Annotated in this window: 26 protein-coding genes and 1 tRNA gene; 17 read left to right on the top strand and 10 right to left on the bottom strand. The window is 65.7% G+C overall.

The features are described from left to right. The first annotated feature begins 10 nt into the window (after positions 1-10). The 8 genes from ALII_RS0116030 (at position 11) to ALII_RS0116065 (ending at position 7,330) form a co-directional block, all read left to right on the top strand. The gene (locus ALII_RS0116030; protein ID WP_024588248.1) at positions 11-1,051 is read left to right on the top strand and encodes a sulfate/molybdate ABC transporter ATP-binding protein; all 1,041 of its coding nucleotides are present in this window, start codon (positions 11-13) and stop codon (positions 1,049-1,051) included. 111 nt (positions 1,052-1,162) lie between these two features. Next, positions 1,163-1,933, top strand: coding sequence for a phosphoadenylyl-sulfate reductase (locus ALII_RS0116035; protein ID WP_024588249.1), 771 nt, complete (start codon positions 1,163-1,165; stop codon positions 1,931-1,933). Next, positions 1,930-2,883, top strand: coding sequence for a sulfate adenylyltransferase subunit CysD (gene cysD, locus ALII_RS0116040; RefSeq protein ID WP_024588250.1), 954 nt, complete (start codon positions 1,930-1,932; stop codon positions 2,881-2,883). The genes ALII_RS0116035 and cysD overlap by 4 nt, the downstream gene beginning before the upstream one ends. A 2-nt stretch (positions 2,884-2,885) precedes the next feature. Further along, positions 2,886-4,325: a GTP-binding protein gene (locus tag ALII_RS0116045; RefSeq protein WP_051375923.1), complete on the top strand. Its 1,440-nt coding sequence runs from the start codon at positions 2,886-2,888 to the stop codon at positions 4,323-4,325. Between the two features lie 105 nt (positions 4,326-4,430). Then, a complete protein-coding gene (gene modA, locus ALII_RS0116050; protein WP_024588251.1) occupies positions 4,431-5,195 on the top strand; it encodes a molybdate ABC transporter substrate-binding protein in 765 nt (254 codons plus the stop codon). Between the two features lie 6 nt (positions 5,196-5,201). Beyond that, positions 5,202-5,903 (top strand): molybdate ABC transporter permease subunit, encoded by a 702-nt coding sequence (gene modB / locus ALII_RS0116055; protein ID WP_024588252.1) that lies wholly within the window; start codon positions 5,202-5,204, stop codon positions 5,901-5,903. Continuing rightward, positions 5,900-6,976 carry a molybdenum ABC transporter ATP-binding protein gene (gene modC / locus ALII_RS0116060; RefSeq protein ID WP_024588253.1) on the top strand — a complete coding sequence of 359 codons (1,077 nt, stop codon included), beginning with the start codon at positions 5,900-5,902 and terminating at the stop codon, positions 6,974-6,976. Before modB ends, modC begins: the two co-directional genes overlap by 4 nt. Positions 6,977-6,979: 3 nt before the next feature. Further along, positions 6,980-7,330, top strand: coding sequence for a LysR family transcriptional regulator (locus ALII_RS0116065; protein WP_024588254.1), 351 nt, complete (start codon positions 6,980-6,982; stop codon positions 7,328-7,330). 52 nt (positions 7,331-7,382) lie between these two features. Here the strand turns inward: ALII_RS0116065 and ALII_RS0116070 are convergent. Beyond that, positions 7,383-7,457 (bottom strand) — tRNA-Gly (locus ALII_RS0116070). 141 nt (positions 7,458-7,598) lie between these two features. Here ALII_RS0116070 and ALII_RS0116075 point away from each other — a divergent pair. The 5 genes from ALII_RS0116075 (at position 7,599) to ALII_RS0116095 (ending at position 10,557) form a co-directional block, all read left to right on the top strand. Further along, entirely contained in the window at positions 7,599-8,108 is a 510-nt protein-coding gene (locus ALII_RS0116075) for a prolyl-tRNA synthetase associated domain-containing protein (RefSeq protein ID WP_024588255.1), read from the top strand. A gap of 83 nt (positions 8,109-8,191) precedes the next feature. Then, on the top strand, positions 8,192-9,109 hold the full coding sequence (gene trxA, locus ALII_RS0116080) for a thioredoxin (protein ID WP_244437453.1): 918 nt from the start codon (positions 8,192-8,194) through the stop codon (positions 9,107-9,109). A gap of 95 nt (positions 9,110-9,204) precedes the next feature. Further along, the gene (locus ALII_RS0116085; RefSeq protein ID WP_024588257.1) at positions 9,205-9,876 is read left to right on the top strand and encodes an LON peptidase substrate-binding domain-containing protein; all 672 of its coding nucleotides are present in this window, start codon (positions 9,205-9,207) and stop codon (positions 9,874-9,876) included. Continuing rightward, complete coding sequence (locus ALII_RS0116090; RefSeq protein ID WP_024588258.1) at positions 9,873-10,085, top strand: Trm112 family protein; 213 nt, start codon at positions 9,873-9,875, stop codon at positions 10,083-10,085. The genes ALII_RS0116085 and ALII_RS0116090 overlap by 4 nt, the downstream gene beginning before the upstream one ends. Before the next feature lie 49 nt (positions 10,086-10,134). Then, on the top strand, positions 10,135-10,557 hold the full coding sequence (locus ALII_RS0116095) for a metallopeptidase family protein (RefSeq protein WP_024588259.1): 423 nt from the start codon (positions 10,135-10,137) through the stop codon (positions 10,555-10,557). A gap of 97 nt (positions 10,558-10,654) precedes the next feature. Here ALII_RS0116095 and ALII_RS0116100 read toward each other — a convergent pair whose 3' ends face one another. The 9 genes from ALII_RS0116100 to ALII_RS0116140 form a co-directional block, all read right to left on the bottom strand. After that, positions 10,655-10,972 (bottom strand): hypothetical protein, encoded by a 318-nt coding sequence (locus ALII_RS0116100; RefSeq protein ID WP_024588260.1) that lies wholly within the window; start codon positions 10,970-10,972, stop codon positions 10,655-10,657. Positions 10,973-11,234: 262 nt separating this feature from the next. Beyond that, positions 11,235-11,477 carry a DUF982 domain-containing protein gene (locus ALII_RS0116105; RefSeq protein ID WP_161632274.1) on the bottom strand — a complete coding sequence of 81 codons (243 nt, stop codon included), beginning with the start codon at positions 11,475-11,477 and terminating at the stop codon, positions 11,235-11,237. A 91-nt stretch (positions 11,478-11,568) separates the two neighbouring features. Then, entirely contained in the window at positions 11,569-12,852 is a 1,284-nt protein-coding gene (locus ALII_RS0116110) for a TRAP transporter large permease (RefSeq protein ID WP_024588262.1), read from the bottom strand. A 6-nt stretch (positions 12,853-12,858) separates the two neighbouring features. Next, positions 12,859-13,371: a TRAP transporter small permease gene (locus ALII_RS0116115; protein ID WP_024588263.1), complete on the bottom strand. Its 513-nt coding sequence runs from the start codon at positions 13,369-13,371 to the stop codon at positions 12,859-12,861. A gap of 63 nt (positions 13,372-13,434) precedes the next feature. Beyond that, the gene (locus ALII_RS0116120) at positions 13,435-14,424 is read right to left on the bottom strand and encodes a TRAP transporter substrate-binding protein (RefSeq protein ID WP_024588264.1); all 990 of its coding nucleotides are present in this window, start codon (positions 14,422-14,424) and stop codon (positions 13,435-13,437) included. Positions 14,425-14,574: 150 nt separating this feature from the next. Continuing rightward, positions 14,575-16,419, bottom strand: coding sequence for a dihydroxy-acid dehydratase (gene ilvD, locus ALII_RS0116125; protein WP_024588265.1), 1,845 nt, complete (start codon positions 16,417-16,419; stop codon positions 14,575-14,577). A 368-nt stretch (positions 16,420-16,787) separates the two neighbouring features. Continuing rightward, positions 16,788-18,119, bottom strand: a complete 1,332-nt coding sequence (locus ALII_RS0116130) for a TRAP transporter large permease (RefSeq protein ID WP_244437447.1) — start codon at positions 18,117-18,119, stop codon at positions 16,788-16,790. Continuing rightward, the gene (locus tag ALII_RS0116135; protein ID WP_024588267.1) at positions 18,112-18,597 is read right to left on the bottom strand and encodes a TRAP transporter small permease; all 486 of its coding nucleotides are present in this window, start codon (positions 18,595-18,597) and stop codon (positions 18,112-18,114) included. Before ALII_RS0116135 ends, ALII_RS0116130 begins: the two co-directional genes overlap by 8 nt. Before the next feature lie 233 nt (positions 18,598-18,830). Then, positions 18,831-19,832, bottom strand: a complete 1,002-nt coding sequence (locus ALII_RS0116140; protein WP_024588268.1) for a DctP family TRAP transporter solute-binding subunit — start codon at positions 19,830-19,832, stop codon at positions 18,831-18,833. Between the two features lie 224 nt (positions 19,833-20,056). Here ALII_RS0116140 and ALII_RS0116150 point away from each other — a divergent pair, with 224 nt between their 5' ends. Genes ALII_RS0116150 through ALII_RS0116165 form a run of 4 tightly spaced genes read left to right on the top strand, consistent with a single transcriptional unit; the run spans position 20,057 to position 24,026 of the window. After that, positions 20,057-20,872 carry an IclR family transcriptional regulator gene (locus ALII_RS0116150; RefSeq protein ID WP_024588270.1) on the top strand — a complete coding sequence of 272 codons (816 nt, stop codon included), beginning with the start codon at positions 20,057-20,059 and terminating at the stop codon, positions 20,870-20,872. A 17-nt stretch (positions 20,873-20,889) separates the two neighbouring features. Next, a complete protein-coding gene (locus ALII_RS0116155; RefSeq protein WP_244437448.1) occupies positions 20,890-22,488 on the top strand; it encodes an acyl-CoA synthetase in 1,599 nt (532 codons plus the stop codon). Then, complete coding sequence (locus ALII_RS0116160; RefSeq protein ID WP_024588272.1) at positions 22,488-23,219, top strand: SDR family oxidoreductase; 732 nt, start codon at positions 22,488-22,490, stop codon at positions 23,217-23,219. The genes ALII_RS0116155 and ALII_RS0116160 overlap by 1 nt, the downstream gene beginning before the upstream one ends. Next, complete coding sequence (locus ALII_RS0116165) at positions 23,220-24,026, top strand: DUF296 domain-containing protein (protein WP_024588273.1); 807 nt, start codon at positions 23,220-23,222, stop codon at positions 24,024-24,026. The last annotated feature ends 189 nt before the right edge of the window (positions 24,027-24,215 follow it).

Below are 24,215 nucleotides of genomic sequence, written 5' to 3' on the forward strand. Positions count from 1 at the left end.
GAATCCCTCAATGGAACTTCGCGTCAACTCCATCGACAAGACCTTCTCGGGCTTCCATGCGCTCGACAACGTCTCGCTCGACATCCGCTCCGGCGAACTGATCGCGCTTCTGGGACCATCCGGCTCCGGCAAGACGACGCTCCTGCGCCTCATCGCCGGGCTCGACTTCCCGACCGGCGGGGCGATCCATTTCGGCGACGAGGACGCCTCTCGCAAGAGCGTGCAGGAGCGCAATGTCGGCTTCGTCTTCCAGCACTACGCGCTTTTCCGGCACATGAACGTCCTCGACAATATCGGCTTCGGGCTGAAGGTGCGGCCCGCTGCCACCCGTCCGCCGAAATCGGAAATCCGCCGCCGCGCGCTCGAACTGCTCGACCTCGTCCAGCTTTCGGGCCTCGAGAAGCGCTTCCCCAACCAGCTCTCCGGCGGCCAGCGCCAGCGCGTCGCGCTCGCCCGCGCGCTCGCCATCGAGCCGAAGGTGCTGCTCCTCGACGAACCCTTCGGCGCCCTCGACGCGCAGGTGCGCCGCGATCTGCGCCGCTGGCTGCGCGAGATCCACGACCGCACCGGCCACACCACCGTCTTCGTCACGCACGACCAGGAGGAAGCGCTGGAACTTGCCGACCGTGTCGTCGTCATGAGCCGCGGCCGGATCGAGCAGGTCGGCTCGGCCGACGACATCTACGACACGCCGAACTCGCCCTTCGTCTACGGCTTCATCGGCGAATCGAGCCGGCTGCCGGTGCGTGTCGAGGACGGGCAGGTGTGGCTGGAGGACCGGACCATCGGCCTCGAGGCGCACAATGCGCCAGCCGGTCCGGCCGAGCTCTATTTCCGCCCGCACGACATCGACGTGCTGGAAGGCTGCGGCGGCTGCATCGCGGGCACCGTCACCGCCACGCGCCGCGTCGAGGCGCGCCGGCGCATCGAGCTTGCCGTTGGCGGCCCCGGCCACCGGGTCGAGATCGAATTGCCGGCCGACAGCCCGGTCGCGGAGGGCACGCGCATCGCGTTCAGGCCGCGCGCATGGAAGCTCTTCCCCGCCCATTGAGGCCGGCAATTGCGCGCTGGCGGCGAAACGGGTTCGAATTTGCTCGCATCCGCGGCAAAATGAGAGCCCGTTTCCTGTCGCGGCGCGGCCCGATCCCGCATCTTTGCAGGCATGACGCACGCACCTGCCGCCATTGCCGCCCTCGCCGACGAACTCAGCTCCCTCGATCTGGAAGCGAGGCTTCAACGCGTGGCGCGCTTTGCCGGCCGCAAGGTGTTCACGACCTCGCTCGGCATCGAGGACCAAATCATTACGGCGGCCATCGCGCGTTCCGGTACGGCGGGCTCGATCGAGATCGTCACGCTCGACACCGGCCGCCTGTTCGACGAGACACGCGCGCTGATCGACGAGACCGAGCGCCGCTTCGCCCTTGCCATCGAGCGCTACCGCCCGGCACCCATCGACATCGAGACCTACACCGCGCGCTACGGCCTCAACGGCTTCTACGACAGCGTCGAGGCGCGTCACGCCTGCTGCGACATCCGCAAACTGCGCCCGCTTTCGCTGGCCCTCGATCGGGCTGAAATCTGGATCACCGGCGTGCGGCGCGGACAGTCCGGCGCGCGCGCGGAAACGCCGCTCGTCGAATGGGACGCGCAGCGCGGCCTTCTCAAGGTCAATCCGCTCGCGGACGTCACGCTCGACGCGATCAATGCCTATGCGGCGCGCCATGACGTGCCGCTCAACCCGCTCCACGCGCGCGGCTATCCCTCGATCGGCTGCGAGCCGTGCACCCGCGCGATCAAGTCCGGCGAGCCCGAACGCGCCGGCCGATGGTGGTGGGAACAGGACCAGACCCGCGAATGCGGGCTCCACGTCAAGGAAGCCGCCTCGCCGATCACCCCGATCTCCTCCCCGAAAGTGCAAGTGCCCGCAACATGACCGCAGCAGCAGCCCGCCTCCAGACCACCGACGACAACAGCCACTCCAGCCGCCTTTCGCCGCATCTCCAGGCCCTCGAGAACGAAGCGATCCATATCTTCCGCGAGGTCGCGGCAGAGTTCGAGCGGCCGGTGATGCTCTATTCGGTCGGCAAGGATTCGTCCGTCCTGCTGCATGTCGCGCGCAAGGCCTTCTGGCCCGAACCGATCCCCTTTCCCCTGCTCCATGTCGATACGGGCTGGAAGTTCTCGCAGATGATCGCCTTTCGCGACCAGACCGCGCGCGACCTCGGCCTCGACCTCAACGTCCATACCAATCCGCGTGGCGCGGCCGAGGGGCTGAGCCCGTTCAAGCACGGCTCTTCCTACTTCACCGACGTCATGAAGACCGAGGCGCTGCGCCAGGCGCTCGATGCCGGCCGTTACGACGCAGCCTTCGGCGGTGCGCGGCGCGACGAGGACGCCTCGCGCTCCAAGGAACGCATCTTCTCCTTCCGCTCACCCGACCATCGCTGGGACGCGCGCAACCAGCGGCCCGAATTGTGGAACCTCTACAATGGCCGCATCGCGCGCGGCGAAAGCGTCCGTGTCTTCCCGCTCTCCAACTGGACCGAGCTCGACGTCTGGCAGTACATCAAGGCCGAGGAAATCCCGATCGTCAATCTCTATTTCGCCAAACGCCGGCCCTTCGTGCTGCGCGATGGCATGATCATCCTCGCCGAGGACGAGCGCCTGGAACTCTGGCCCGGCGAGGTGCGCCAGGAAGGCTCGATCCGCTTCCGCACCCTCGGCTGCTTCGCGCTTTCCGGCGGCATCTTCTCCGAAGCCGAGACCATCGACGACATCATCGACGAGATCACCACCGCAACCGTTTCCGAGCGCCAGGGCCGCGCCATCGACCGCGACGAGGCGGGATCGATGGAAAAGAAGAAGCTCGAAGGATATTTCTGACCATGAGCCTCGACGCCGAAATCCTGCCGCTCGAATCCGAGTTCGAGCGTGACGGCGAGCCCGTCGCCACCGATCATGAAGACGGCCGCCGGCTGCGCTTTCTCGTCTGCGGCAGCGTCGACGACGGCAAGTCGACGCTGATCGGCCGCCTGCTGTGGGACACCAAATCCGTCGCCGAGGATCACCGCGCGGCGTTGATCGCCAAAGGCTCGAAGCAGAACGATCTGTCACTGCCCGATTTCGGCCTGCTCCTTGACGGGCTCAAGGCCGAGCAGGAACAGGGCATTACGATCGACGTCGCCTACCGCTATTTCCAGACGCCGAGGCGCGCCTTCATCGTGGCCGACACGCCCGGCCATGAGCAATACACGCGCAACATGGCGACCGGTGCCTCGACGGCGGACCTCGCGGTGCTTCTGGTCGACGCGCGCGCCGGCCTTCTCGAACAGACGCGCCGCCATGCCGCCATCGTCCATCTGATGGGCATCCGGCAGGTGGTGCTTGCGGTCAACAAGATCGACCTCGTCGGCTACGATCGCGCTGTCTTCGACGATATCGAACTCGAATTTCGCGCCTATGCCGCCCGGCTCGGCGAGATGGCGATCACCGCAATCCCCCTTTCCGCGCTCAAGGGTGAGAACATCGTCACGTCGGCGCGTGAAAATCTCGGCTGGTATTCCGGCCCGACATTGATCGAAGCTCTGGAGACGGCCCCGACGGCGCAGCTTTCGGGCCTGTCCTTCCGCATGCCGATCCAGCGTGTCTCGCGCCCGGGCGAAACCTTTCGCGGCTATCAGGGCACGGTCGCGGCCGGCTCTGTCGCTGTCGGCGACCGCGTCGTGGTCGCGCCGTCGGGTCAGACGGTCTCGGTTGCGCGCATCGTCACCTTCGACGGGGACGTGGAACGCGCCGAAGCCGGCGCTGCCGTCACCCTCGTCTTCGACCGGAAGGTCGACGCCGCGCGGGGGGACGTGCTGACGGCTGCGGATGCCACGCCGCTCACCGGCCGCGATTTCACGGCGACATTGGTCACGCTGCAAACGGACGGCCTGAAGGATGGCGCGCGCCTCTGGCTCAAGGCTGCCGGCCGGATGAAGCGCGTCCGCGTGTCCATCGACGAGGCTTACGATCTCGGCGCCGGACGCTGGACGAAATCGACCGCGCTGCCCGTCAATGCCATTGGCCGGGTCCGCCTGCACTTTGCGGAAGATGCAATCTTCGACCGTTTTTCCGATTGCCGCGACACCGGCGCCTTCATTCTGATCAGCCCGAAGACCAACAACACGGTCGCCGGCGGCATGATCGCCGATCTCGCCGAGACCGAAAGCGACGGCAAGGAACACGTTACTTTGTCGCTGCCGCACGATCTCGCAGAGTTCATCCTCGGCTTGCCGGCCGTCAAGGCGCGGCGCTCGGAAATCGAGATCATTCCGGACCGCTGAGCCGGTCCGGACATATCGACCGTCGCCCTCGGCTCCTCGATGCCTTGCACGAAGCGATACGTTATGTTCATCTGACACCATCGCCATTGCGGTGGGAGGTTTCAGATGCGCAGATTTCTTGCGGCCATTGCGATTTCCCTGTGCGTCGCTTTGCCGGCGCGCGGGCAGGAACCGGTCACTGTCTTTGCCGCCGCCAGCCTCAAGACCGCTCTCGACGCGATCAGTGAGTCTTGGTCGCAGGAAGAGGGCAGGCAAGCCACGGTTTCCTACGCCGGCAGTTCCGCGCTTGCCAGGCAGATCGAGGAAGGCGCGCCGGCCGATCTGTTCATCTCCGCAGATCTCGACTGGATGGCCTATCTCGCCGATCGCGACCTCATCGACACGGCAAGCGAGCGCCGCCTTCTCGGCAATCGCATTGTCCTCGTCGCACCGACAGACTCCTCGGTCGAGCTTTCCATCGCGCCCGGGTTCGACCTTGCCGGCGCGCTCGGCGATGGACGACTTGCCATGGCCAATATCGACGCCGTTCCCGCCGGCCGCTACGGCAAGGCCGCGCTCGAAACGCTTGGCGTCTGGGACGACGTGGCCGACAAGGTCGCGCAAGCCGAGAACGTCCGCGCCGCGCTCCAACTCGTCGCGCTCGGCGAAGCGCCGCTCGGCATCGTCTACCAGACCGACGCGACGGCCGAGCCCGGCGTGCGCGTCGTCGGGACCTTCCCCGAAGACAGTCATGACCCGATCATCTATCCCGCCGCGCTGACGGTCGCGAGCGCCAATCCCGACGCCGCCGCCTTCCTCGATTATCTACAGGGCGATGAAGCGCGGGGCATCTTCGAGGAACAGGGCTTTACCGTCCTCGCCGGCGACTGACCGGGAATGGAGTGGCTGCAGCTTTCACCTGACGAATGGACCGCTGTGCGCCTGTCGATCTGGGTCTCGACCTGGGCGACCGTTTTCAGCCTGCCCTTCGGCATCCTCGTCGCCTATGCGCTCGCCCGATGGTCCTTCCCCGGCAAGGCGCTGCTCAACGGCCTCGTCCATCTGCCGCTGATCCTGCCGCCCGTCGTCACCGGCTATCTCCTGCTGCTCGCATTCGGCCGTCGCGGGCCGCTCGGCCAGTTCTTCGAAACGGTGTTCGGCCTCGTCTTCTCGTTTCGCTGGACCGGCGCCGCGCTGGCCGGCGCCATCATGGCATTTCCTCTGATGGTGCGGGCGATCCGGCTCTCCATCGAGGCGGTGGACCCAAAGCTCGAACAGGCGGCCGGCACGCTCGGCGCCCATCCGGCCTTCGTCTTCGCCACGATCACCCTGCCGCTCGCGCTGCCCGGCATCATCGCCGGCACCATCCTCGCCTTCGCCAAGGCGATGGGCGAGTTCGGCGCGACGATCACCTTCGTCTCCAACATTCCCGGCCAGACGCAGACCTTGCCGTCCGCCATCTACACATTCACGCAGGTTCCCGGCGGCGGCACCGGCGCGATGCGCCTGACGCTCATCGCCATCGCCGTCGCCATGTCCGCGCTCGTCGCCAGCGAAATCCTGGCGCGCCGCGTGTCGCGCCGGATGGAGGGCGCATGAGCCTCGACGTCGCGCTGCGCCACACCATGGGCGATTTCGCGCTCGACATCGCGTTCCGCTCGGCCGGTGGCCTGACCGCCCTCTTCGGCCCGTCCGGGTCGGGCAAGACGTCCGTCGTCAACATGATCGGCGGGCTGGTGCGACCCGATTCGGGCCGGATATCGACGGATGACCGTGTGCTGGTCGACACCGGAACGGGCACGTTCCTGCCGCCGCACAAGCGCCGCATCGGCTACGTCTTCCAGGATGCCCGCCTCTTCCCGCACCTCACCGTGCGCCAGAACCTCGTCTATGGCCGTCGCTTCGTGCCGCAGGCCGAGCGCTACGGCGATTTTTCCGAGGCGGTCGATCTTCTCGGCATCGGGCACCTGCTCGACCGCAAGCCGGCCAGGCTTTCCGGCGGGGAGAAGCAGCGCGTCGCCATCGGACGCGCGCTCATTGCCAGTCCGCGCCTGATCCTGATGGACGAGCCGCTCGCCTCGCTCGACGACGCCCGCAAGGCGGAAATCCTGCCTTTCATCGAGCGTCTGCGCGATGAAGCGCGCGTGCCGATCGTCTATGTCAGCCATTCCGTCGCCGAGGTCGCCCGGCTCGCCACCGATATCGTCGTGCTCGATCGCGGCCGCGTCAGCGCGACGGGCCCGGCGCGCGACGTCCTTGCCGGGCTCGACCTTCTGCCGGGTGCTGCCGGAGACGAAGGCGGCTCGCGTCTGGTGCTGGACTTCGAACGCCTCGACGCGGCAAGCGGCCTGTCGCTCTTCCGCTCGCCCGCGGGCCTGTGGCACCTGCCGCCCTCCACCCACAGGCCCGGCGACCGTGTGCCGATCTTCGTGCGCGCCTCCGACATCCTTCTCGCCACGCAGCCGCCCGAAGGCATCAGCGCACTCAACGTCTTTGCGGGCCGCGTCGTTGGGCTGCGACCCGCGCATGCGCATGACCTTCTGGTCGATCTCGATTGCAATGGCGACCGTCTCACCGCCCGCATCACCCGTCATTCGGCCGCCCGGCTCGATCTGGCCGAGGGCATGGCCGTCCACGCCATCGTCAAGACCGTTCGCCTGAAGGAGAGCTGAGCCATGCTGGAACCGCCGCGCCTCAGCCTGCGCATCGACCTGCCGCCGAAAGGTCGGATCGGGCCGGGGAAGATCGCGCTTCTGGAGCACATCGCGGCCACGGGCTCGATCTCGGCCGGCGCGCGCGAGATGAAGATGTCCTACCGCCAGGCGTGGTCGCTGGTCGAGGAACTGACCCAGCTTTTCGGCCGGCCGGTCATCCTTGCGCAAAAGGGCGGTTCCGGTGGCGGCGGCGCCGAACTCACCCCGCTCGGCCTTGCCCTCGTCACCCGCTACCGCGCCATCGAGCGCGCAGCATCGAGCGCCGCGCAGGCGCATCTGGACGCACTCGCGCGGGAAATCGACGAAAACTGAGCCTTGAAAACACGAAAGCCGCGGAGAACCGCGGCTTTTCGGTGGGGATAACTGGAGCGGGTGAAGCGATTCGAACGCTCGACCCCAACCTTGGCAAGGTTGTGCTCTACCCCTGAGCTACACCCGCTCGCACCCGGCATCGCCGGGAACGGGGCTTATATGGCCGAACTCGATTGTGATTGCAACAGGGAAATATCGCCGAACCAGCTTTCGCAACGGAGCCTCGCCGACTATGAGGACGCATCTCGAACTCCCCTTGCGAGCACCCATGCCGAAGACACAGGACGACCTCTTCAACATGCTTGCCGAACTCGGCATTCCGGTCGAGACCGTCGAGCATCCGCCGCTCTTCACCGTCGATGAATCGCAGTCGCTGCGCGGGCAGATCGCGGGCGGGCATACGAAGAACCTCTTCCTCAAGGACAAGAAGGATCGCTTCTTTCTCCTGACGGTCGAGGAGACGGCCGAGGTCGACCTGAAACAGGTCCACCACGTCATCGGCGCGTCGTCGCGCGTTTCGTTCGGCAAGCCGGAGAAGCTGATGGAGTATCTCGGCGTCATTCCCGGCGCGGTGACGGCCTTCGGAGCGATCAACGATGCGGGCGGCAACGTCACCTTCGTCCTCGATGCCGCGCTGATGGCGCATGAGACGATCAACGCCCATCCGCTGGTCAACACCGCCACCACCTCGATCCGCGCCGACGACCTCGTCAAATTCCTGCGCGCCGCCGGACATGAGCCGCTGATCTTGAATGTTTCGGCCGTTTCGCCACATTGACGACACGCCGCGCCGCGCACGCTTATCTTGAAAGGACAGTTCCCATGCACCGCGATCCCGCACAGCCCGACTTCGCCGCCTCCATGGAAGGGGGCGCCGGTCTCGTCGGCGCCCAAGCCGCGCCGGCGGACGGGTTGATCAAGGACACGACGACCGCAAGCTTCGGCGCCGACGTCGTGCAGGAATCGCGCAAGCAGCCCGTTCTCGTCGATTTCTGGGCGCCATGGTGCGGGCCTTGCAAGCAGCTCCAGCCGGCGCTGGAAAAGGTCGTCGCGGCCGCCAAGGGACGGGTCAAGCTCGTCAAGATGAACATCGACGACCACCCCTCCATCGCCGGGCAGCTCGGCATCCAGTCGATCCCCGCCGTCATCGCCTTCAAGGACGGCCAGCCGGTCGATGGCTTCATGGGCGCGGTGCCGGAAAGCAAGATCGTCGAGTTCATCGACAAGGTGGCCGGCCCGGGCAATGCCGGCGCGGCGATCGAGGATGCGCTGGCGGCGGCCGGCGAGGCGCGCGCGGCGGGCGATCTGCAGGGCGCTGTCGGCATCTATTCGGCCGTCCTCGCCGAGGAGCCCGGCCATCCGCAGGCCAGCGCCGCGCTCGCGACGCTTCTCCTCGACGCCGGCCAGAAGGACGATGCGCTGTCGGTGCTCGAACAGGTTCCCGCCGACAAGGCCGGCCATGCCGACATGCTCGCCGTCAAGGCGCGGCTCGATCTCGACGCGCAGGTCGCCGGGCTCGGCGATCCGGCAGCGCTCGAACGCCGCCTCGCCGCCGATCCGGCGGACCACGAGGCGCGCTTCGACCTCGCCTTGATCCAGAACGCGCGCGGCGACCGGGCGGCAGCGACCGAATCGCTCCTCGCCATCGTCAAGGCCGACCGGGAATGGCGCGAGGACGGCGCGCGGGCGCAGCTCCTCAAGTTCTTCGAGGCCTGGGGCATGACCGACCCGGCGACGCTTGCCGCGCGGCGCAAGCTCTCCTCCGTGCTCTTCTCCTGATCCTCCGGCCTTGAGGTTCACCGCCGCTGCACCACATAAATCGTGGAAGCGGAACCGGCCGAGTGGAACCGGCCCGGGCCAATGAGGGAGCAGCCGTGCAGGCGGGAAACGCACGTTATCGCAGCGCGAGGGACATACCGGAGATGGTGCCGGTGTTTCCGCTCGCCGGCGCACTGCTCCTGCCGGGCGGGCGCATGCCGCTCAACATCTTCGAGCCGCGCTATCTGGCGATGATCGACGCGATCCTGTCCAAGAGCCGCCTCGTCGGCATGATCCAGCCCGCGCTCGACGGCAGCCTGCGCGAGGATGGAGAGCCGCAGCTTTGCGAGGTCGGCTGCCTTGGCCGGCTGACATCCTTCGCCGAGACGGGGGACGGCCGCTATCTGATCTCGCTCCAGGGCGTCTGCCGCTTTCGGCTCGACCACGAGGCGCATGTCAAGACCGCCTACCGGCAGTGCCGCATCCTGCCCTTCGTCGCCGATCTCGACGAGGCGTCGGACACGAGCGAACTCGACCGTCCCGCGCTGCTGCGCGCTTTCCAGGCCTATCTGCAGGCGAACGACCTCGAGGCGGACTGGGATTCGATCCGGCGGGCCGAAAACCGGTCGCTGGTCAACGCGCTGTCGATGATGGCGCCTTATGGCGCGGCGGAAAAGCAGGCGCTGCTCGAAGCGCCGGATCTCAAGACCCGCGCCGAGACGCTGATCGCGATCACCGAGATGGCGCTCGCCCGCGACGGGGATCTGGGCGGCGGGAGCCTCCAGTGACGACCCATCCCCCCGTCCGCAGCCGCCTCACCGATCCGAAGCTGCTGGAGCTTCTGGTCTGCCCGCTGACCAAGGGCGGCCTGGAATATGACGAGGCGCGGCAGGAGCTCGTCTCGCGCCATGCGCGGCTTGCCTATCCGATCCGCGACGGCATCGCGGTCATGCTGCCATCGGAGGCGCGGGCGCTCGAAGACGACGAACGGCGCTGATTTCCGGCGGGGGTCGAAATCGGCCTGCAAAAGGTCTATATGGCGCTGCATGGGCCGCATCTACAAAACGCGCGCCTGGCACGATCAGCTCTCCCCCTCGCTGGAAGAGTTCGAACTGCTGGCGCTGGAAACCTACGCACACCTTCCGGAAACCTTCAGGCAACTGACGGGCGAGATCGTCATTCTCATCGCGGAATTTCCGACCGACGAGATCATGGACGATCTGGCGCTCGAAACGCCGTTCGATCTGCTCGGCCTGTTCGAGGGCAAGGGCATCGCCGAGCGATGGAACCCGCAATCGGGCGAAGGCCCGAACCGCATCACCCTCTACCGCCGCGCCATTCTCGATTACTGGTCGGAGAATGAGGAGACGCTGGGCGACATCGTCAGTCATGTCCTGATCCACGAGATCGGACATCATTTCGGCTTGTCGGACGACGACATGGAAAAGATCGAGGAAAACGCGGACTAGCATTTTGCAGCCGGACGGTATCGTCCGGCGTCGCACAAATGCGGCTGGAAAAGAATACTAGGGCGGCATCGCGGCATTCGCCAGAATGCCCGCCGCGCTAGTTCCCGACGGCCAGGGAAGGCCTCGGGATGGCAGCCTTGCGTGGCCGGTCGACGGGCATCGAGACCGGCGCCACCGGCTTCGGCCCCTGCTCGACGGAAGCTTTCGGCAGCGCCGCACGCTGAACCTTCGCCGGCGGTCGCACCGCCTTCTTCTCCGCCGGCCGCTCGATCTTCGCCGGTGGCGTTTGCGCCGCATCGTGCATCCGTCGCGCCGCGTCGTCGCCGAGCCAGAGATAGGCCCCGCCCGCCAGCGCTGCCGTGAGCGCGCCGGTGACGATCCATTTTCCGGACTTCGATTTCCTGCGTCGTGCCATGCCGCGATTATGTCGGCAGACCCTTAAGAGGGCGTAAGCCGCGCCGCGGACCGCGCACAAAAAAGGCCCGCCGGGGGAGGAGGTCCGGCGGGCCGATTTCCAGGCGACGCGGGAGGAGGTGCGTCGCCGACGTCTCGGGATCGGGGAGGAGGTCGATCCGTCGACTTCCCTTATCTAGGTATTCCGATTTATTTCGGCAATCGAAAAAATCGCATGGAAGCCATGCAAAACCGTCTGCGACAATCTGTCAGGGCCGATACGCTCACGCGCCGAGGCGCGATTCATCGACCGCCTGGACGAACATGTTGCGCGCAAGCTGCGGCGAGGTTTCGCCCCTGACAGCGCTGCGGCAGGCGCGATTGGCGGCATGATACCATTTGCCCCGCGTCGCCGGCCACGCCTCGGCGAGCGTCTGTGCCGCCTGCATGGCATCGCGGATTTCGAGCACGCGGTCGCCGGTTCGCAGCACGACGGGTTCGGGAAACTGGACGTTCGTCGCGGTCATGAAGCCTCCTCGCGCCATTTCACGCTTTATGTCGTTGTAATGCTTTCCGTGAAATTAAGTTCCCGTCAAGATGGCGAATTGGTGACGGCGATCAAAATCCGCTCACGCGCGGCGCCCAGGTCGAGAGGGCCGGGATGAATGTGATGAGCAGGAGCACGATCAGATGCGTCGCGAGAAAGGGCGGCATCTCGCGGACCAGCCGGCTGACCTTCAGATCGACCGCCGATGAGACGACGAAAAGGAGGCTCCCTACCGGCGGCGTGATCAGGCCGATCGTCAGGTTCAGAATCACGACGATGGCGAAATGGGTCGGGTCGATGCCGAGCGTCGTCGCGATCGGCGCCAGGATCGGCACCAGCACCATGACGCCCGGCAGTGGGTCCATGAACAGGCCGAAGGCGAGCAGCAGCACGTTGACGGCGAGCAGGAAGACGATCGGCGACAATTCCATCGCGATGATCGCGGCGGCGAGCGTCTGCGGCACGCTCTGGATAATCAGAACCCAGGCGAATGCGCGCGCGGCCGCGAGGATGAGCAGGACCGAGACGCTGACCAGCGCGGCGCGCAGGATGATCTCAGGCAAGGCGCGGATCTTCAGCGTGCGGTATACGAACATGCCGCACAAAAGCGCATAGAACACCGCAACGACCGAGGCTTCCGTCGGCGTGAAGACGCCGAAGCGGATGCCGCCGATGATGATGACGATCAGGAGCAGGGCGGGGATGGCGTGGATGGTCGTGCGGATCATGTCGCGCACCGGCGGGCGCGGCTCGTCGCTCTTGTAGCCGCGCTTGCGGCTGACGAGGAAATTTGTCCCGCACAGTGCCAGCGCGATGATGAGGCCGGGCACGATGCCGGCGACGAAGAGCCCGCCGACCGAAACCTCCTGCACCTGCAGCGCGTAGATGATCATGATGATCGAGGGCGGGATGATGGGCCCCATGACGGCGGAGGATGCGGTCAGCGCGCCGGCATATGCCTTGTCGTAGCCGCTCCGTTCCATCATCCGCGTCATCATCGCGCCGGGTCCGGCGGCGTCGGCGAGCGCCGAGCCCGAAATGCCCGAGAACATCGCCGACGACATGACGTTGGCGTAGCCGAGCCCGCCGCGCAGATGGCCGACGAACTGCGCGGCGAAGCGCAGCAGCACCATCGTCATCGCGCCGCCGGTCATCAGCTCGGCCGCCAGCACGAAGAACGGCACCGCCATCAGCGGGAAGGAATCGAGCCCCGAGAACATCTCCTTGACGATGACGAGCATCGGATAGTTCGAGCCGAAGGAGACCGCCAGGAAGGCCGAAATCGCCAGCACGAACGCGATCGGAAAGCCGATGACGAGGAGGATCAGAAACGAGGAGAAGAGGATCGTGGTCATGATGCGTCAGCCACCGGCAGCCGAGTTTTCGTCGACGCCGGCGATGCGGTCGAAGGCGTTGTCGCCGATGAAGCGGCGGGCGATGAGCAGGAGATGGATCGTCATCAGCGCGAAGCCGATCGGCATTGCCGCATAGATGGCCGAGAAGGGGATGCGGGTCGCAGGCGTCATCTGAAAGCGCATGCGCAGCGCATAGGAATAGCCGACCCAGATCATCACCGCGAAAAAGACCAGGAGGCCGGCGACGATGATGGCACGCAGGGCACGCTGCGGCTTGTCGGGCATGGCGTCATGCAGATTGGTGATCGCGACGAGGCCGCCGGTGCGCAGCGCCAGGCCCGCGCCGAGAAACGTCATCCACACCATCAGATAGCGCGCGACCTCCTCGGCCCAGACGATCGAGAAATTGGTTGTGTAGCGCAGGGTGACGTTGGCGAAGACGATGGCCGACATGGCGGCGAGGATCAGGACGAGCGCCCATTTGTTCGCTTCGACGAAGATGGTTTCGGCGGTCCGCATGGGCGCATCCCTACGAGGGTGAAAGCCGGGCCGGTCGGAGCCGGCCCGGTCAATGCACGGGCTTTACTCGACCGCGGTGATCTTTTCGATCAGGGCGCGGTCGTATTGGCCGTAATACTGCTCATAGGCGGTCGCCAGCGCTTCCTGGAACTGCGCCTTCTGCTCGTCGGAGAGTTCGCCGACTTCCATGCCCGCGGCACGCAGTTCCTCGACGCCGCTCGCCTCGACCTCGTCGACGAAGCCGCGCATGGCGGTGACGGCCTGGGTCGCGCCATCGGTGAAGACGGCCTTGTCCTCGTCCGACATGGCGTTCCACAGATCCGGCGAGACCAGCAGCATGGCCGGCGAATAGACGTGGCCCGACAGCGTCAAATGCTTCTGCACCTCCGAAAGCTTGGCGGAAGTGATGACCGAAAGCGGGTTCTCCTGTCCGTCGATCGTGCCCTGCTGCAGCGCGCCGATCACTTCGGGCCAGGCCATCGGGGTCGGCGCCGCGCCCAGCGTCTCGAAGGCGGTGATGTGCACCGGGTTTTCCATCGTGCGCAGCTTCAGGCCGGCCATGTCGTCCGGGCCGTCGATCGCGCCGCGATTGTTGGTGATGTGGCGGAAGCCCTGTTCGCCCCAGGCGACAGCGATCATGCCGGCATCGGCGAACTTGGTCAAAAGCTCGTCGCCGACCTCGCCGTCCATCACTGCGCGGGCATGTTCGAGATTGCGGAACAGGAAGGGAATGTCGAAGACGCCGGCTTCCGGCACGAAGTTCGACAGCGTGCCCGAGGAGACGATCGTTGCCTCGACGGTGCCGATCTGCAGGCCTTCGAGCACTTCACGCTCGCCGCCGAGGCCGGACGAGGGGAAATGGGTGAAGGTGTAGCGGCCGTCCGTGCCGGCCTCGACGACTTCCTGCCACTTGTTGGCGGCGACGCCGTAATGCGAATCGACGGCGAGTGCGTAGCCGAGCTTCACTTCGGTCTGCGCCAGCGCCGAGCCGGCGAGAAGCGAGCCGGCCAGAAGCGCGGTCAGCCCGGCGAGGTGGGTTCTGGTCAGGTTCATGCGTAGTCCTCCCTGTTGATGGCGCAGCCTTCCGGGCTGCGTCGTTCCTTGAAATCGATGCCGTGCGAAATCCTCCCGCCGGCATGGGCTTTTCGTCTAGCGTCTGGCGGGCGGGCTTTCAAAAGGAAAGTCGCCCGCCGCGGCGCTGGTTCAGTCGATCTCCGGCACCTGCCGCACCGCGCCTTTCGCGGCGCTCGTTGCAAAGGCGGCGTAGGCCTTCAGTGCCGGCGTCACGTTGCGCTTGCGCTTCTCGGCCGGCTTCCAGCCCGCTTCGGCCTGCGCCTTGCGGCGTGCATCCAGTTCGGCATCGTCGACGGCAAGGTGGATGGTGCGGTTCGGGATGTCGATCTCGATCCGGTCACCTTCGCGCACCAGGCCGATCGTGCCGCCCTCGGCCGCTTCCGGCGAGACGTGGCCGATCGACAGCCCCGACGTTCCGCCCGAAAAGCGGCCGTCGGTGAGGAGCGCACAGGCCTTTCCGAGGCCCTTCGACTTCAGATAGCTGGTCGGGTAGAGCATTTCCTGCATGCCCGGCCCGCCGCGCGGCCCTTCATAGCGGATCACCACGACGTCGCCCGGATTGATCTTGTTCGTCAGGATCGCGTTGACCGTGTCGTCCTGGCTTTCGAAGACGCGCGCCGGCCCAGAGAATTTCAGGATCGATTCGTCGACGCCCGCCGTCTTCACGATGCAGCCGTCGAGCGCGACGTTGCCCTTCAGCACCGCGAGGCCGCCATCCTTGGAGAACGGGTGCTGCGCGTCGCGGATGACGCCCTTTTCACGGTCGAGGTCGAGCTCGTTCCAGCGCGCGCTCTGGCTGAACGCAACCTGCGTCGGCACGCCGCCGGGCGCGGCCGAGAAGAGCTCGAGCGCGGCCGGATTGTCGGTGACCGCGATGTCCCAGCGGTCGATCGCATCGCCAAGCGTGGGCTCGTGAACGGTCGGCAGGTCGCGGTGGATCAGCCCCGCGCGGTCGAGTTCACCGAGGATCGCCATGATGCCGCCGGCGCGATGAACGTCTTCCATATGGACGTCCGACTTCGCCGGCGCGACCTTCGACAGGCACGGCACCTTGCGCGACAGCCGGTCGATGTCGTCCATCGTGAAGTCGATCTCGCCCTCATGCGCGGCGGCGAGGATGTGCAGGACCGTGTTGGTGGAACCGCCCATGGCGATGTCGAGCGCCATCGCATTCTCGAACGCGCCCTTCGAGGCGATGTTGCGCGGCAGCGCGGTCGCGTCGTCGCTCTCGTAATGGCGCTTGGCGAGGCTGACGATGCGCTGGCCGGCCTCGAGGAACAGCCGCTTGCGGTCGGCATGGGTGGCGAGCGTCGAGCCGTTGCCGGGCAGCGACAGGCCGAGCGCCTCGGTCAGGCAGTTCATCGAGTTGGCGGTGAACATACCCGAGCACGAGCCGCAGGTCGGGCAGGCCGAGCGCTCGATGACGGCCACGTCCTCGTCCGACATCGTGTCGTCGGCGGCGGCGACCATCGCGTCGACGAGGTCGAGCGCGTGGATCTTGCCGTCCGACAGCTTCACCTTGCCGGCCTCCATCGGCCCGCCGGAAACGAAGATGGTCGGGATGTTGAGGCGCAGCGAGGCCATCAGCATGCCGGGCGTGATCTTGTCGCAGTTCGAGATGCAGACCATAGCGTCGGCGCAGTGCGCGTTGACCATGTACTCGACCGAATCGGCGATGATCTCGCGGCTCGGCAGCGAATAGAGCATGCCGTCATGGCCCATCGCGATGCCGTCGTCGACGGCGATGGTGTTGAACTCCTTGGCGACGCCGCCGGCCGCCTCGATCTCGCGCGCGACGAGCTGGCCGAGGTCCTTAAGGTGGACGTGGCCCGGCACGAACTGCGTGAACGAGTTCACCACCGCGATGATCGGCTTGCCGAAATCGGAATCCTTCATGCCGGTCGCGCGCCACAGTCCGCGCGCGCCGGCCATGTTGCGGCCATGGGTGGTGGTTCTGGAACGGTAGGGGGGCATCAGAATCTCCTCATCGCGCGACCGGGCAACGAAACATCGCTGCGGCGGCTGCGCACGGTCACAATCTTGCGTCGGCGCCGTTCATAAAGCCGAACGCGCGCGAGAGCCACCCCGAAGAGCGGCCGGCGATGACTGGAATTTCGGCAAAAAAGAAGGCCCGTCGGGGGAGGAGATCCGACGGGCCTGATTTCGTGCGGTGCGGGAGGAGGTGCACCGCAGTCATTGTCTCGGGCCAGGGAGGAGGTTGGCCGTTGACAATCCGAAGATAGGAGCACCGCCTCGATGGTGCAATGCAACAAATTGCATGGCAGCCATGCAATTGTGCCTGCGTCATTCTGGCCCGCCCTACAACCCATTGGAAACGCTCATTACCTTAGGACATTGACGAGGAACTGCGACATCTGCGGAAAGGCCGCGATGATGGCAAGGCCGATGGTGCAGGTCAGCAGGAACGGCAGTGCACCATAGGCGATCCGCTCCAGCGGCAGCTTGGTGATGTTGGCCGCGACATAGAGATTGATGCCGACCGGCGGCGTGAACAGGCCGATGGCGAGGTTCACCATCACCAGCACGCCGAACCAGACCGGGTCCCAGCCGAGTTCGCGCGACACCGGCAGGAAGATCGGCAGCGCGATGAACATGATGGTGATCGCGTCCATGAACATGCCGGCGATCAGGAGGATCAGCATGATGACGGCGAGGATCACCCATTGATTGTCGGACAGGCCCAGCAGCGCACTCGAATACTGGCCGACCAGATCGTCCACGGTCACGACCCAGCCGAAGAGGCTGGCATAGGCGACGACGAGCATGACGACCGCCGAGGACGCACTCGCCGCGACGGTCGCCTCGTAGAGCCTCGTGATGGTCAAGGTGCGATAGGCGAGGCCGCCGACAAGGACCGCATAGACCGTCGCGACGATCGCCGCTTCGGTCGGCGTGAAGGCGCCCGAATAGATGCCGCCGAGAATGACGACCGGCGTCACCAGGCCCCAGAAGGAATCGATGAAGGAGCGCCACAGGCGCTTTCCATAGGGCAGGCCGGCGTCCGGCATCGGCATCAGCGCCTCGACGCTGGGGCTGCCGGCCGCTGGCGACGATTTCTTCGCGAAGGGCAGCGTCGCCAGCATCAGCACGCCGAGGAAGAGGCCGGGAATGATCGCGGCGATGAAGAGCTGCGAGATCGAGGTTTCGGCGATGACGCCGTAGATGACGAGGCCGATCGAGGGCGGGATGACGATCGACAGCGCTGCGCCGGTGCAGACGAGACCGGCGGCGAAGGAGCGCGAATAGCCGTCCTCGTGCATGCCCTTGATGATCAGCGGGCCGATCGCCGCCACCGATGCGGGGCCCGAGCCCGAGACCGCGCCCCAGAACAGGCAGACGACGGTTCCCACCACGCCCATGCCACCCGGCAGGCCGCCGATCAGCACGCGGAAGAAGCGGATCATGCGCTCGGCGATGCCGAGTGAGCCCATCAACGTTCCGGCGAGGATGAAAAAGGGGATGGCGAGCAGGGAGAATTTGGCGATGCCGGTGGCGATCAGATCGCCGACGAGGTCGAGCCCGAAGCCCAGAACCCACATCGCATAGATCGCCGACAGGCCGAGCGCGAAGGCAACGGGAACCTTGAGAAACAGCAGCACGAAGAAGACGATGACCATCTGTGTGCCGGCGCCCATGTCGAACATCTCAGCCATTGGCCACCTCCGTCCCGGCGCGGCCGGTCCACACCTCCTGCGCATATTGCAGGTAGCGGATCAGGATCAGCGCAAAGCCGAACGGCAGGCCGACGCTGTAGTACCACGCCGGAATCTGCAGGGCGTAGGAGCGGATGCCGCTCGACATCTGGTTGGTGACGAGTTGCCAGCAGAACCAGGCCGACAGCGCCAGAAGCAGCGCCGAAAGAGCCGTGGCAAGCAGCAGGATCGCCTTGCGCGCCGGCGCCGGGACGAGATCGTAGAGAAGCGTCACTGCCAGATGGTCGCCGCTGCGCGCGGCGATCGCCGCGCCGAAAATGGTCAGCAGCAGGAAGCCGTTGGTCAGGAGTTCCTCGGACGAGGCCAGCGAATAGCTCGTCAAGTAACGCACGACGACGTTGACGAAGCCGAGGGCCGTCATGGCCGCGAAGATCGCCACGCAGACGATCTTCTCGAAGTCACGCAGGATGAAGTTCATGCGCTCGCTTTCGTTTCGCGGATCGGAAATGGAGGCGCTCCATGGCGCCCCCCTCTGGGCTGCCGCCCGCCCTGGCCCGAGCCACTTGTCTCGGCCCGTCCTTCGGACGCCCCGCGAGGGGGGAGATTAGTCTCGTCGACGACACCGCGTGATCTCCTCCCATGCGGGGGAGATGCCCGCCAAGGCAGAGGGGGGCGCGGCAAGGCGCTTCCCTCTGCCCGTCAAGCCTCAGCTCAATTCGCCGAAATCGCATCCTGGAAGGTCTGCACCAGGTCCGTGCCGACCTTTTCGGCCCAGGTGTCGAAGGCGGGCTTGGTCGCATCGCGGAAGGCCTGAAGTTCTTCGGCCGTCGGCTCGTAGACTTCCATGCCGTTCTCGCGCAGCGTGTCGAGGCCCTTGTCGGTGTCCTCGCGCGTGATCTGCTTCTGATAGGCCATCGCCTCGGTGGCCGCCGTCTGCATCTTTTCCTGGGTTTCCGCGTCCCACGAATCCCAGAGCTGCTTGGAAACGCCGAGGAACACCGGGTCGTACGAATATTTCCAGGTGGTCAGGTATTTCTGCACTTCATAGACGCGCTGCGGGATGATCACCGCGCCGACCGGGTTTTCCTGGCCGTCCACCACGCCCTGCTGAAGCGCGGTGAAGGTTTCCGTCCACTGCATCTGCTGCGGGTTGGCGCCGAGCGCATTCATCACGTCGATATACATCGGACCCGCGACACGCATCTTGAGGCCGGCCAGGTCTTCCGGCTTGGTGATCGGCTGCTTGCTGTTGGTCACCTCGCGAAAGCCGTTCTCGCCCCATGCCAGCACGACGATGTTGTGCTTGAGCATGATTTCCTTCATCGCGTCGCCCGGCGCGCCATCGACCGTGGCGTCGACTTCCTCGTAGGAGGAATAGAGATAGGGCAGCGAGAAGACCGCCATCTGCGGCTCGAGCGGCGTCACGTTGATCGCCGAGGTCATCACGAAATCGATTGCGCCACGGCCGACCATTTCGGCCTGGCGCATCTGGTCGCCGCCGGAGAGCTGGGCATTCGGAAACGTGCGCACATCCATCTCGTCGCCGGTCGCCGCCTTGACGAGTTCGTTGAACTTCTCGGCGCCGCGATGCCAGGTCGTGGTGTCGCCGGTGTTGTGCGACAGGCGGAACGTCTCGGCCGATGCGGCCGACATCATGGCGAGACCCGCCAGAACCGAGGTGAGCGCGGTCGCGCCCGTCTTCAGGAAGTTCATTGGTTTTCCTCCGTTAATTGAACCACACCGCCGGGTTTCTCTCTCCCGCCGACGATGTGGTCCACGATATGGACCGCAGCATCCTGCCGCGAACGGAGTGACGATACGGATGCGGGGCGAGATTGCAAGGCGAAATTCGTTGCGGCTTTACAGCCGGCGAGGAGCTGACTACGCTGCCTATCCATGATGTGGACCGCGCTGATGCGGGACGGGAGGAGCATCGGTTGGATTTCGGCGGAGCCCAGAGCGTGGATCGGGCGCTAGGCCTTCTGGCCCTGGTGGGGCGTCATGCCGGGCGCGGCGCAGCCCTGTCGTCGCTGGTCGAGGAATCCGGGCTCAACAAGCCGACCGCCCGCCGCCTGCTGCTGGCACTGATACGCGCCGGCTTCGTCGAACAGGATGAGGCGACGCGGCGCTATTATCTCGGCGCCGAATCCTATGTTCTCGGCTCGCTCGCCGCGCCGCGCTACGGCCTTTTGCAATTCGCCATGGACAGCGTCGTGCGCCTGTCGCGCCAGACGCAGGATTCCGCCTTCGTCTCGGTCCGCCGCGACCTCGTCTCGGTCTGCCTGCACCGCGAGGAGGGCACCTATCCAGTCCGTACCCACGCGCTCCAGACGGGCTTCGAGCATCCGCTCGGCTGCGGCGCGGGCTCGCTCGCCATTCTGGCAGCCCTCCCCGACGCGGAGATCGAAGCCGTGCTGGAAGCCAATGCGGCGGTGCTGGCGGCAAGCTACCCGCTCTATCCGCCCGAACGCATCCGCGCCGACGTCGCCGAGACGCGCGCGCAGGGCTATGCCCTCAATCCCGGCCTGATCGTCGCCAATTCCTGGGGGGTGGGGGTCGCCATCCGCGATCCGTTCGGCCGCGCGATCGGGGCGCTTTCCATCGCCGCGATCGACAGCCGCCTGCAAGGACCCCGGCAGGCCGAGATCGGTGCACTGCTGGCCGCAGAGGCCACCCGGGTCGAGCAGAAGCTGGCCCAGCGCCAGTCCGTCTATTTCACGCCCGTGCCAGAGGCCGGGCGCAAAACCGCATGAGCCTTCAGGATTCCTCGATGAAACCAGTCACCACCCGCGCGATGAACCTTGCGAATTTCCTCGCCCAGTCTGCCCGGCGGCACCCCGATGAAATCGGCTTCGTTTGGCGCGATGAGACATGGACCTGGGCGGCGATGCAGGCGCGCGTCGAGGCTTTCGCGTATGCCCTGACAACGGAATTCGGTGTTCAGAAGGGCGACCGGGTGCTGGTCCAGTCGGCCAACAACAACCAGATGTTCGAATCCATGTTCGCCTGCTTTCGCATCGGCGCGGTGTGGGTCCCGACCAATTACCGGCAGTCGCCAGACGAGGTTGCCTATCTGGCGAATGCGAGCGGTGCGGTCGGCATGATCTGCGCCGCCCCTTTCGCCGGCCACGCGCAGGCCGTGCGCGAGCAGGCGCCGGACGCGCGCTTCTTCATTGCCATCGGCGAGGCCGAATTCGGCGAGGATTACGACGCCATCGTCGCCCGCAACGAAGGCCGGAAAGTCCCGATGGCCGTCGTCGACCGCGACGATCCATGCTGGTTCTTCTTCACCTCCGGCACGACCGGACGTCCCAAGGCTGCGGTGCTGACGCATGGCCAGATGGGTTTCGTCGTCACCAATCACCTTTGCGACCTGATGCCCGGAACGACTCATGAGGACGCCTCGATCGTGGTCGCGCCTCTGTCGCATGGCGCCGGCGTTCACCAACTCGCGCAGGTCGCGCATGGCGTAAAGACGGTGCTTTTGCCGACCGACAAGCTCGATGTTCCAACCGTCTGGCAACTGGTCGAAAAGTGGAAGGTGTCGAATGCCTTCACCGTTCCGACCATCCTGAAACTGCTCGTCGAGGACCCGTCGGTCGACCGTTTCGATCATTCCTCGCTGCGCTACGTCATCTATGCCGGGGCGCCGATGTACCGGACGGATCAGATCAAGGCGCTGGAGAAGCTCGGTCCGGTCATCGTCCAGTATTTCGGCCTCGGCGAGGTCACCGGCAACATCACCGTCCTGCCGCCCGCGCATCATTCGGTTGACGATTCGCTCGCGCGGATCGGCTCGTGCGGCTTCGAGCGCACCGGCATCGAGGTCGAGATCCAGAACGATGCGGGCGAGGCGGTCGGAATTGGCGAGACGGGCGAGATCTGCGTCGTCGGACCGGCTGTCTTCGCCGGCTATTGGGACAATCCGGAAGCCAACGCCAAGTCGTTCCGTAATGGCTGGTTCCGCACCGGCGACCTCGGTCACATGGACGCGCACGGCTTCGTCTACCTCACCGGCCGCGCCTCGGATATGTACATTTCGGGCGGCTCCAACATCTATCCGCGCGAGATCGAGGAGAAGATACTGACCCATCCGGAGATTTCCGAGACCGCCGTCCTCGGCGTGCCCGATCCGATGTGGGGCGAGATCGGCGTTGCCGTCTGCGTCGCCCGGCCAGGCGCCGACGCGAGGACCATCGACATGCGCGCCTTCCTCGAGCCGAAGATCGCGCGCTACAAGATGCCGAAGCTCTTCGTCTTCTGGGACGAAATGCCGAAATCGGCCTATGGCAAGATCGCCAAGAAGCTGATCCGCGAGGAACTCGAAAAGCGCGGCGACCTTGCCGCCCTCACCGCGAAGGCAAGCTGATGGCGGGCGCGGTCTTCATCACCGGCGGCGCGTCTGGCATCGGCCTCGACACCGCCGCGATCCTCGTCGAGCGCGGCATTCCCGTCTTTCTTTTCGACTTGAAGCAGGATGCTATCGACGCCGCCTGCGAAAAGCTCGGGCCGAAGGCTTCAGGCGCTGCTGGGAATGTCGCCGACGAAGCGGATGTCGAACAGGCTTTTGCCAAGGCCGGCGCGCTTACAGGCGTCGTCAATTCGGCCGGCATCGGCATGGACAAGCCGGCCGTCGACACTGAAGTCGCCGATTTCCGCCGCATCGTCGACGTCAATCTGACCGGCTCCTTCATCGTCGCGCGCGCCGCCGCGCGGCAATGGCTTGCCGCCGGCGCGTCGGGGTCGATCGTCAACATCAGCTCGGTCTCCGGCCTCACCGGCAACAAGGGCCGCGTCGCTTACGGCTCGTCGAAGGGCGCGGTCAATCTGATGACCATGATCATGGCGACCGAACTCGGCCGTCACGGCATCCGCGTCAACGCCGTCGCGCCCGGCCCGATCGACACGCCGCTCGCCCGTTCGGTCCATACCGAGGACGTGCGTCGGCAATGGAGCGAGCGCGTGCCGCAGGGGCGCTATGGCCAGCCGCGCGAAATCGCGCAGGCGGTGGCGTTTCTGCTCTCCGAGGAGGCGAGTTACGTCAATGGGCAGGTGCTGGCGGTCGATGGCGGGTTCGTCAATGCGGGGTTGGCGGTCTGAATGCGGACGATGCGCCAGCCCGGACCTGTCGCGGCGGAGCGCGCGGTCGCCGTTCCGTGCCGGATCGAGCCGGTCGAATTGCATCTAAAGGCCGGGCTGACGGTCAATGACGCGATAGCCCAAGCTCATGGAATGCAAGGGTTTTCCGGCTATGTAGACCTTTCGGGCTTAGCCCTTGCGCCGCTCGACTACGTCATTCCCGGCGCCGCGCCGGATGCCGATCATGTCGCCTGGTATTCGCAGACCCATACGCTTCAAGCGGCGACCATCGAGCGGGCCGGCGCGATCGTCGGAATCCGCGATGGAGAGCCATTCCTGCACTGCCATGGAGAGTGGGCGGGGCGGATGGGTCACCTCCTGCCGCTCAACAGCATCGTCGCCTCGGACTGCGTCGTCACCGGCCTCGAAATGGACGGTGCGCGGTTCGAGGTCGGGGATAATTCCGAGACCAATTTCCGATTATTCGCTCCAAAGCGGGCTGAAACCACCTCCAAACCGGGTGGTTTTGCGCTCGTTCTGCGCCCGAATGAGCCCGTTCTTGCCTCGATCGAGGCAGTTTGCGTTCGAAATTCGGTCGAACGAGCCCGAATTTTCGGGGTCGGAAGCACGGTCGGGGCCCTGTTCGAGGACGGCCCGGAGGTCGCGTCCTACGCGACCGAACTCCTCGTCACCGATGGTCGGTATCAGGATGGACGCTGCCATCTCGACGTCGCCATCGTCGGTCTCGACGGGGCGGTCGGCCATGGCCGGCTTGCCCGCGATGTCGCCGTTCTGATCACTTTCGAACTGGTGATCCAAGCAGTTTAAAATTTCCGCAGGAACATTGACCGGCGCTTGGCGGTTAGTCCGTCGAAGCAGGCATGGCGCGTGTCAATCGGGCACGACGGTACCGGGGAACGAGGCGATTTTCCCGATTTCCCGCCTCGGCCAACGAAATGGCAGACGAGCCTCACGTCCCGTCCGCGCCATGCCTGTGCCACCCATCGCCGCGCGCCT

Origin of the sequence: Aliihoeflea sp. 2WW (assembly GCF_000497755.1) — a bacterium.
Taxonomy (GTDB): domain Bacteria; phylum Pseudomonadota; class Alphaproteobacteria; order Rhizobiales; family Rhizobiaceae; genus Aliihoeflea.

Bases quoted from the DNA above. Each gene is read 5' to 3' on its own strand.
- ALII_RS0116030 (WP_024588248.1), top strand. From the start codon at position 11: ATGGAACTTCGCGTCAACTCCATCGACAAGACCTTCTCGGGCTTCCAT.
- ALII_RS0116035 (WP_024588249.1), top strand. From the start codon at position 1,163: ATGACGCACGCACCTGCCGCCATTGCCGCCCTCGCCGACGAACTCAGC.
- cysD (WP_024588250.1), top strand. From the start codon at position 1,930: ATGACCGCAGCAGCAGCCCGCCTCCAGACCACCGACGACAACAGCCAC.
- ALII_RS0116045 (WP_051375923.1), top strand. From the start codon at position 2,886: ATGAGCCTCGACGCCGAAATCCTGCCGCTCGAATCCGAGTTCGAGCGT.
- modA (WP_024588251.1), top strand. From the start codon at position 4,431: ATGCGCAGATTTCTTGCGGCCATTGCGATTTCCCTGTGCGTCGCTTTG.
- modB (WP_024588252.1), top strand. From the start codon at position 5,202: ATGGAGTGGCTGCAGCTTTCACCTGACGAATGGACCGCTGTGCGCCTG.
- modC (WP_024588253.1), top strand. From the start codon at position 5,900: ATGAGCCTCGACGTCGCGCTGCGCCACACCATGGGCGATTTCGCGCTC.
- ALII_RS0116065 (WP_024588254.1), top strand. From the start codon at position 6,980: ATGCTGGAACCGCCGCGCCTCAGCCTGCGCATCGACCTGCCGCCGAAA.
- ALII_RS0116075 (WP_024588255.1), top strand. From the start codon at position 7,599: ATGCCGAAGACACAGGACGACCTCTTCAACATGCTTGCCGAACTCGGC.
- trxA (WP_244437453.1), top strand. From the start codon at position 8,192: ATGGAAGGGGGCGCCGGTCTCGTCGGCGCCCAAGCCGCGCCGGCGGAC.
- ALII_RS0116095 (WP_024588259.1), top strand. From the start codon at position 10,135: ATGGGCCGCATCTACAAAACGCGCGCCTGGCACGATCAGCTCTCCCCC.
- ALII_RS0116100 (WP_024588260.1), bottom strand. From the start codon at position 10,972: ATGGCACGACGCAGGAAATCGAAGTCCGGAAAATGGATCGTCACCGGC.
- ALII_RS0116105 (WP_161632274.1), bottom strand. From the start codon at position 11,477: ATGACCGCGACGAACGTCCAGTTTCCCGAACCCGTCGTGCTGCGAACC.
- ALII_RS0116110 (WP_024588262.1), bottom strand. From the start codon at position 12,852: ATGACCACGATCCTCTTCTCCTCGTTTCTGATCCTCCTCGTCATCGGC.
- ALII_RS0116115 (WP_024588263.1), bottom strand. From the start codon at position 13,371: ATGCGGACCGCCGAAACCATCTTCGTCGAAGCGAACAAATGGGCGCTC.
- ALII_RS0116120 (WP_024588264.1), bottom strand. From the start codon at position 14,424: ATGAACCTGACCAGAACCCACCTCGCCGGGCTGACCGCGCTTCTGGCC.
- ilvD (WP_024588265.1), bottom strand. From the start codon at position 16,419: ATGCCCCCCTACCGTTCCAGAACCACCACCCATGGCCGCAACATGGCC.
- ALII_RS0116130 (WP_244437447.1), bottom strand. From the start codon at position 18,119: ATGGCTGAGATGTTCGACATGGGCGCCGGCACACAGATGGTCATCGTC.
- ALII_RS0116135 (WP_024588267.1), bottom strand. From the start codon at position 18,597: ATGAACTTCATCCTGCGTGACTTCGAGAAGATCGTCTGCGTGGCGATC.
- ALII_RS0116140 (WP_024588268.1), bottom strand. From the start codon at position 19,832: ATGAACTTCCTGAAGACGGGCGCGACCGCGCTCACCTCGGTTCTGGCG.
- ALII_RS0116155 (WP_244437448.1), top strand. From the start codon at position 20,890: ATGAAACCAGTCACCACCCGCGCGATGAACCTTGCGAATTTCCTCGCC.
- ALII_RS0116160 (WP_024588272.1), top strand. From the start codon at position 22,488: ATGGCGGGCGCGGTCTTCATCACCGGCGGCGCGTCTGGCATCGGCCTC.
- ALII_RS0116165 (WP_024588273.1), top strand. From the start codon at position 23,220: ATGCGGACGATGCGCCAGCCCGGACCTGTCGCGGCGGAGCGCGCGGTC.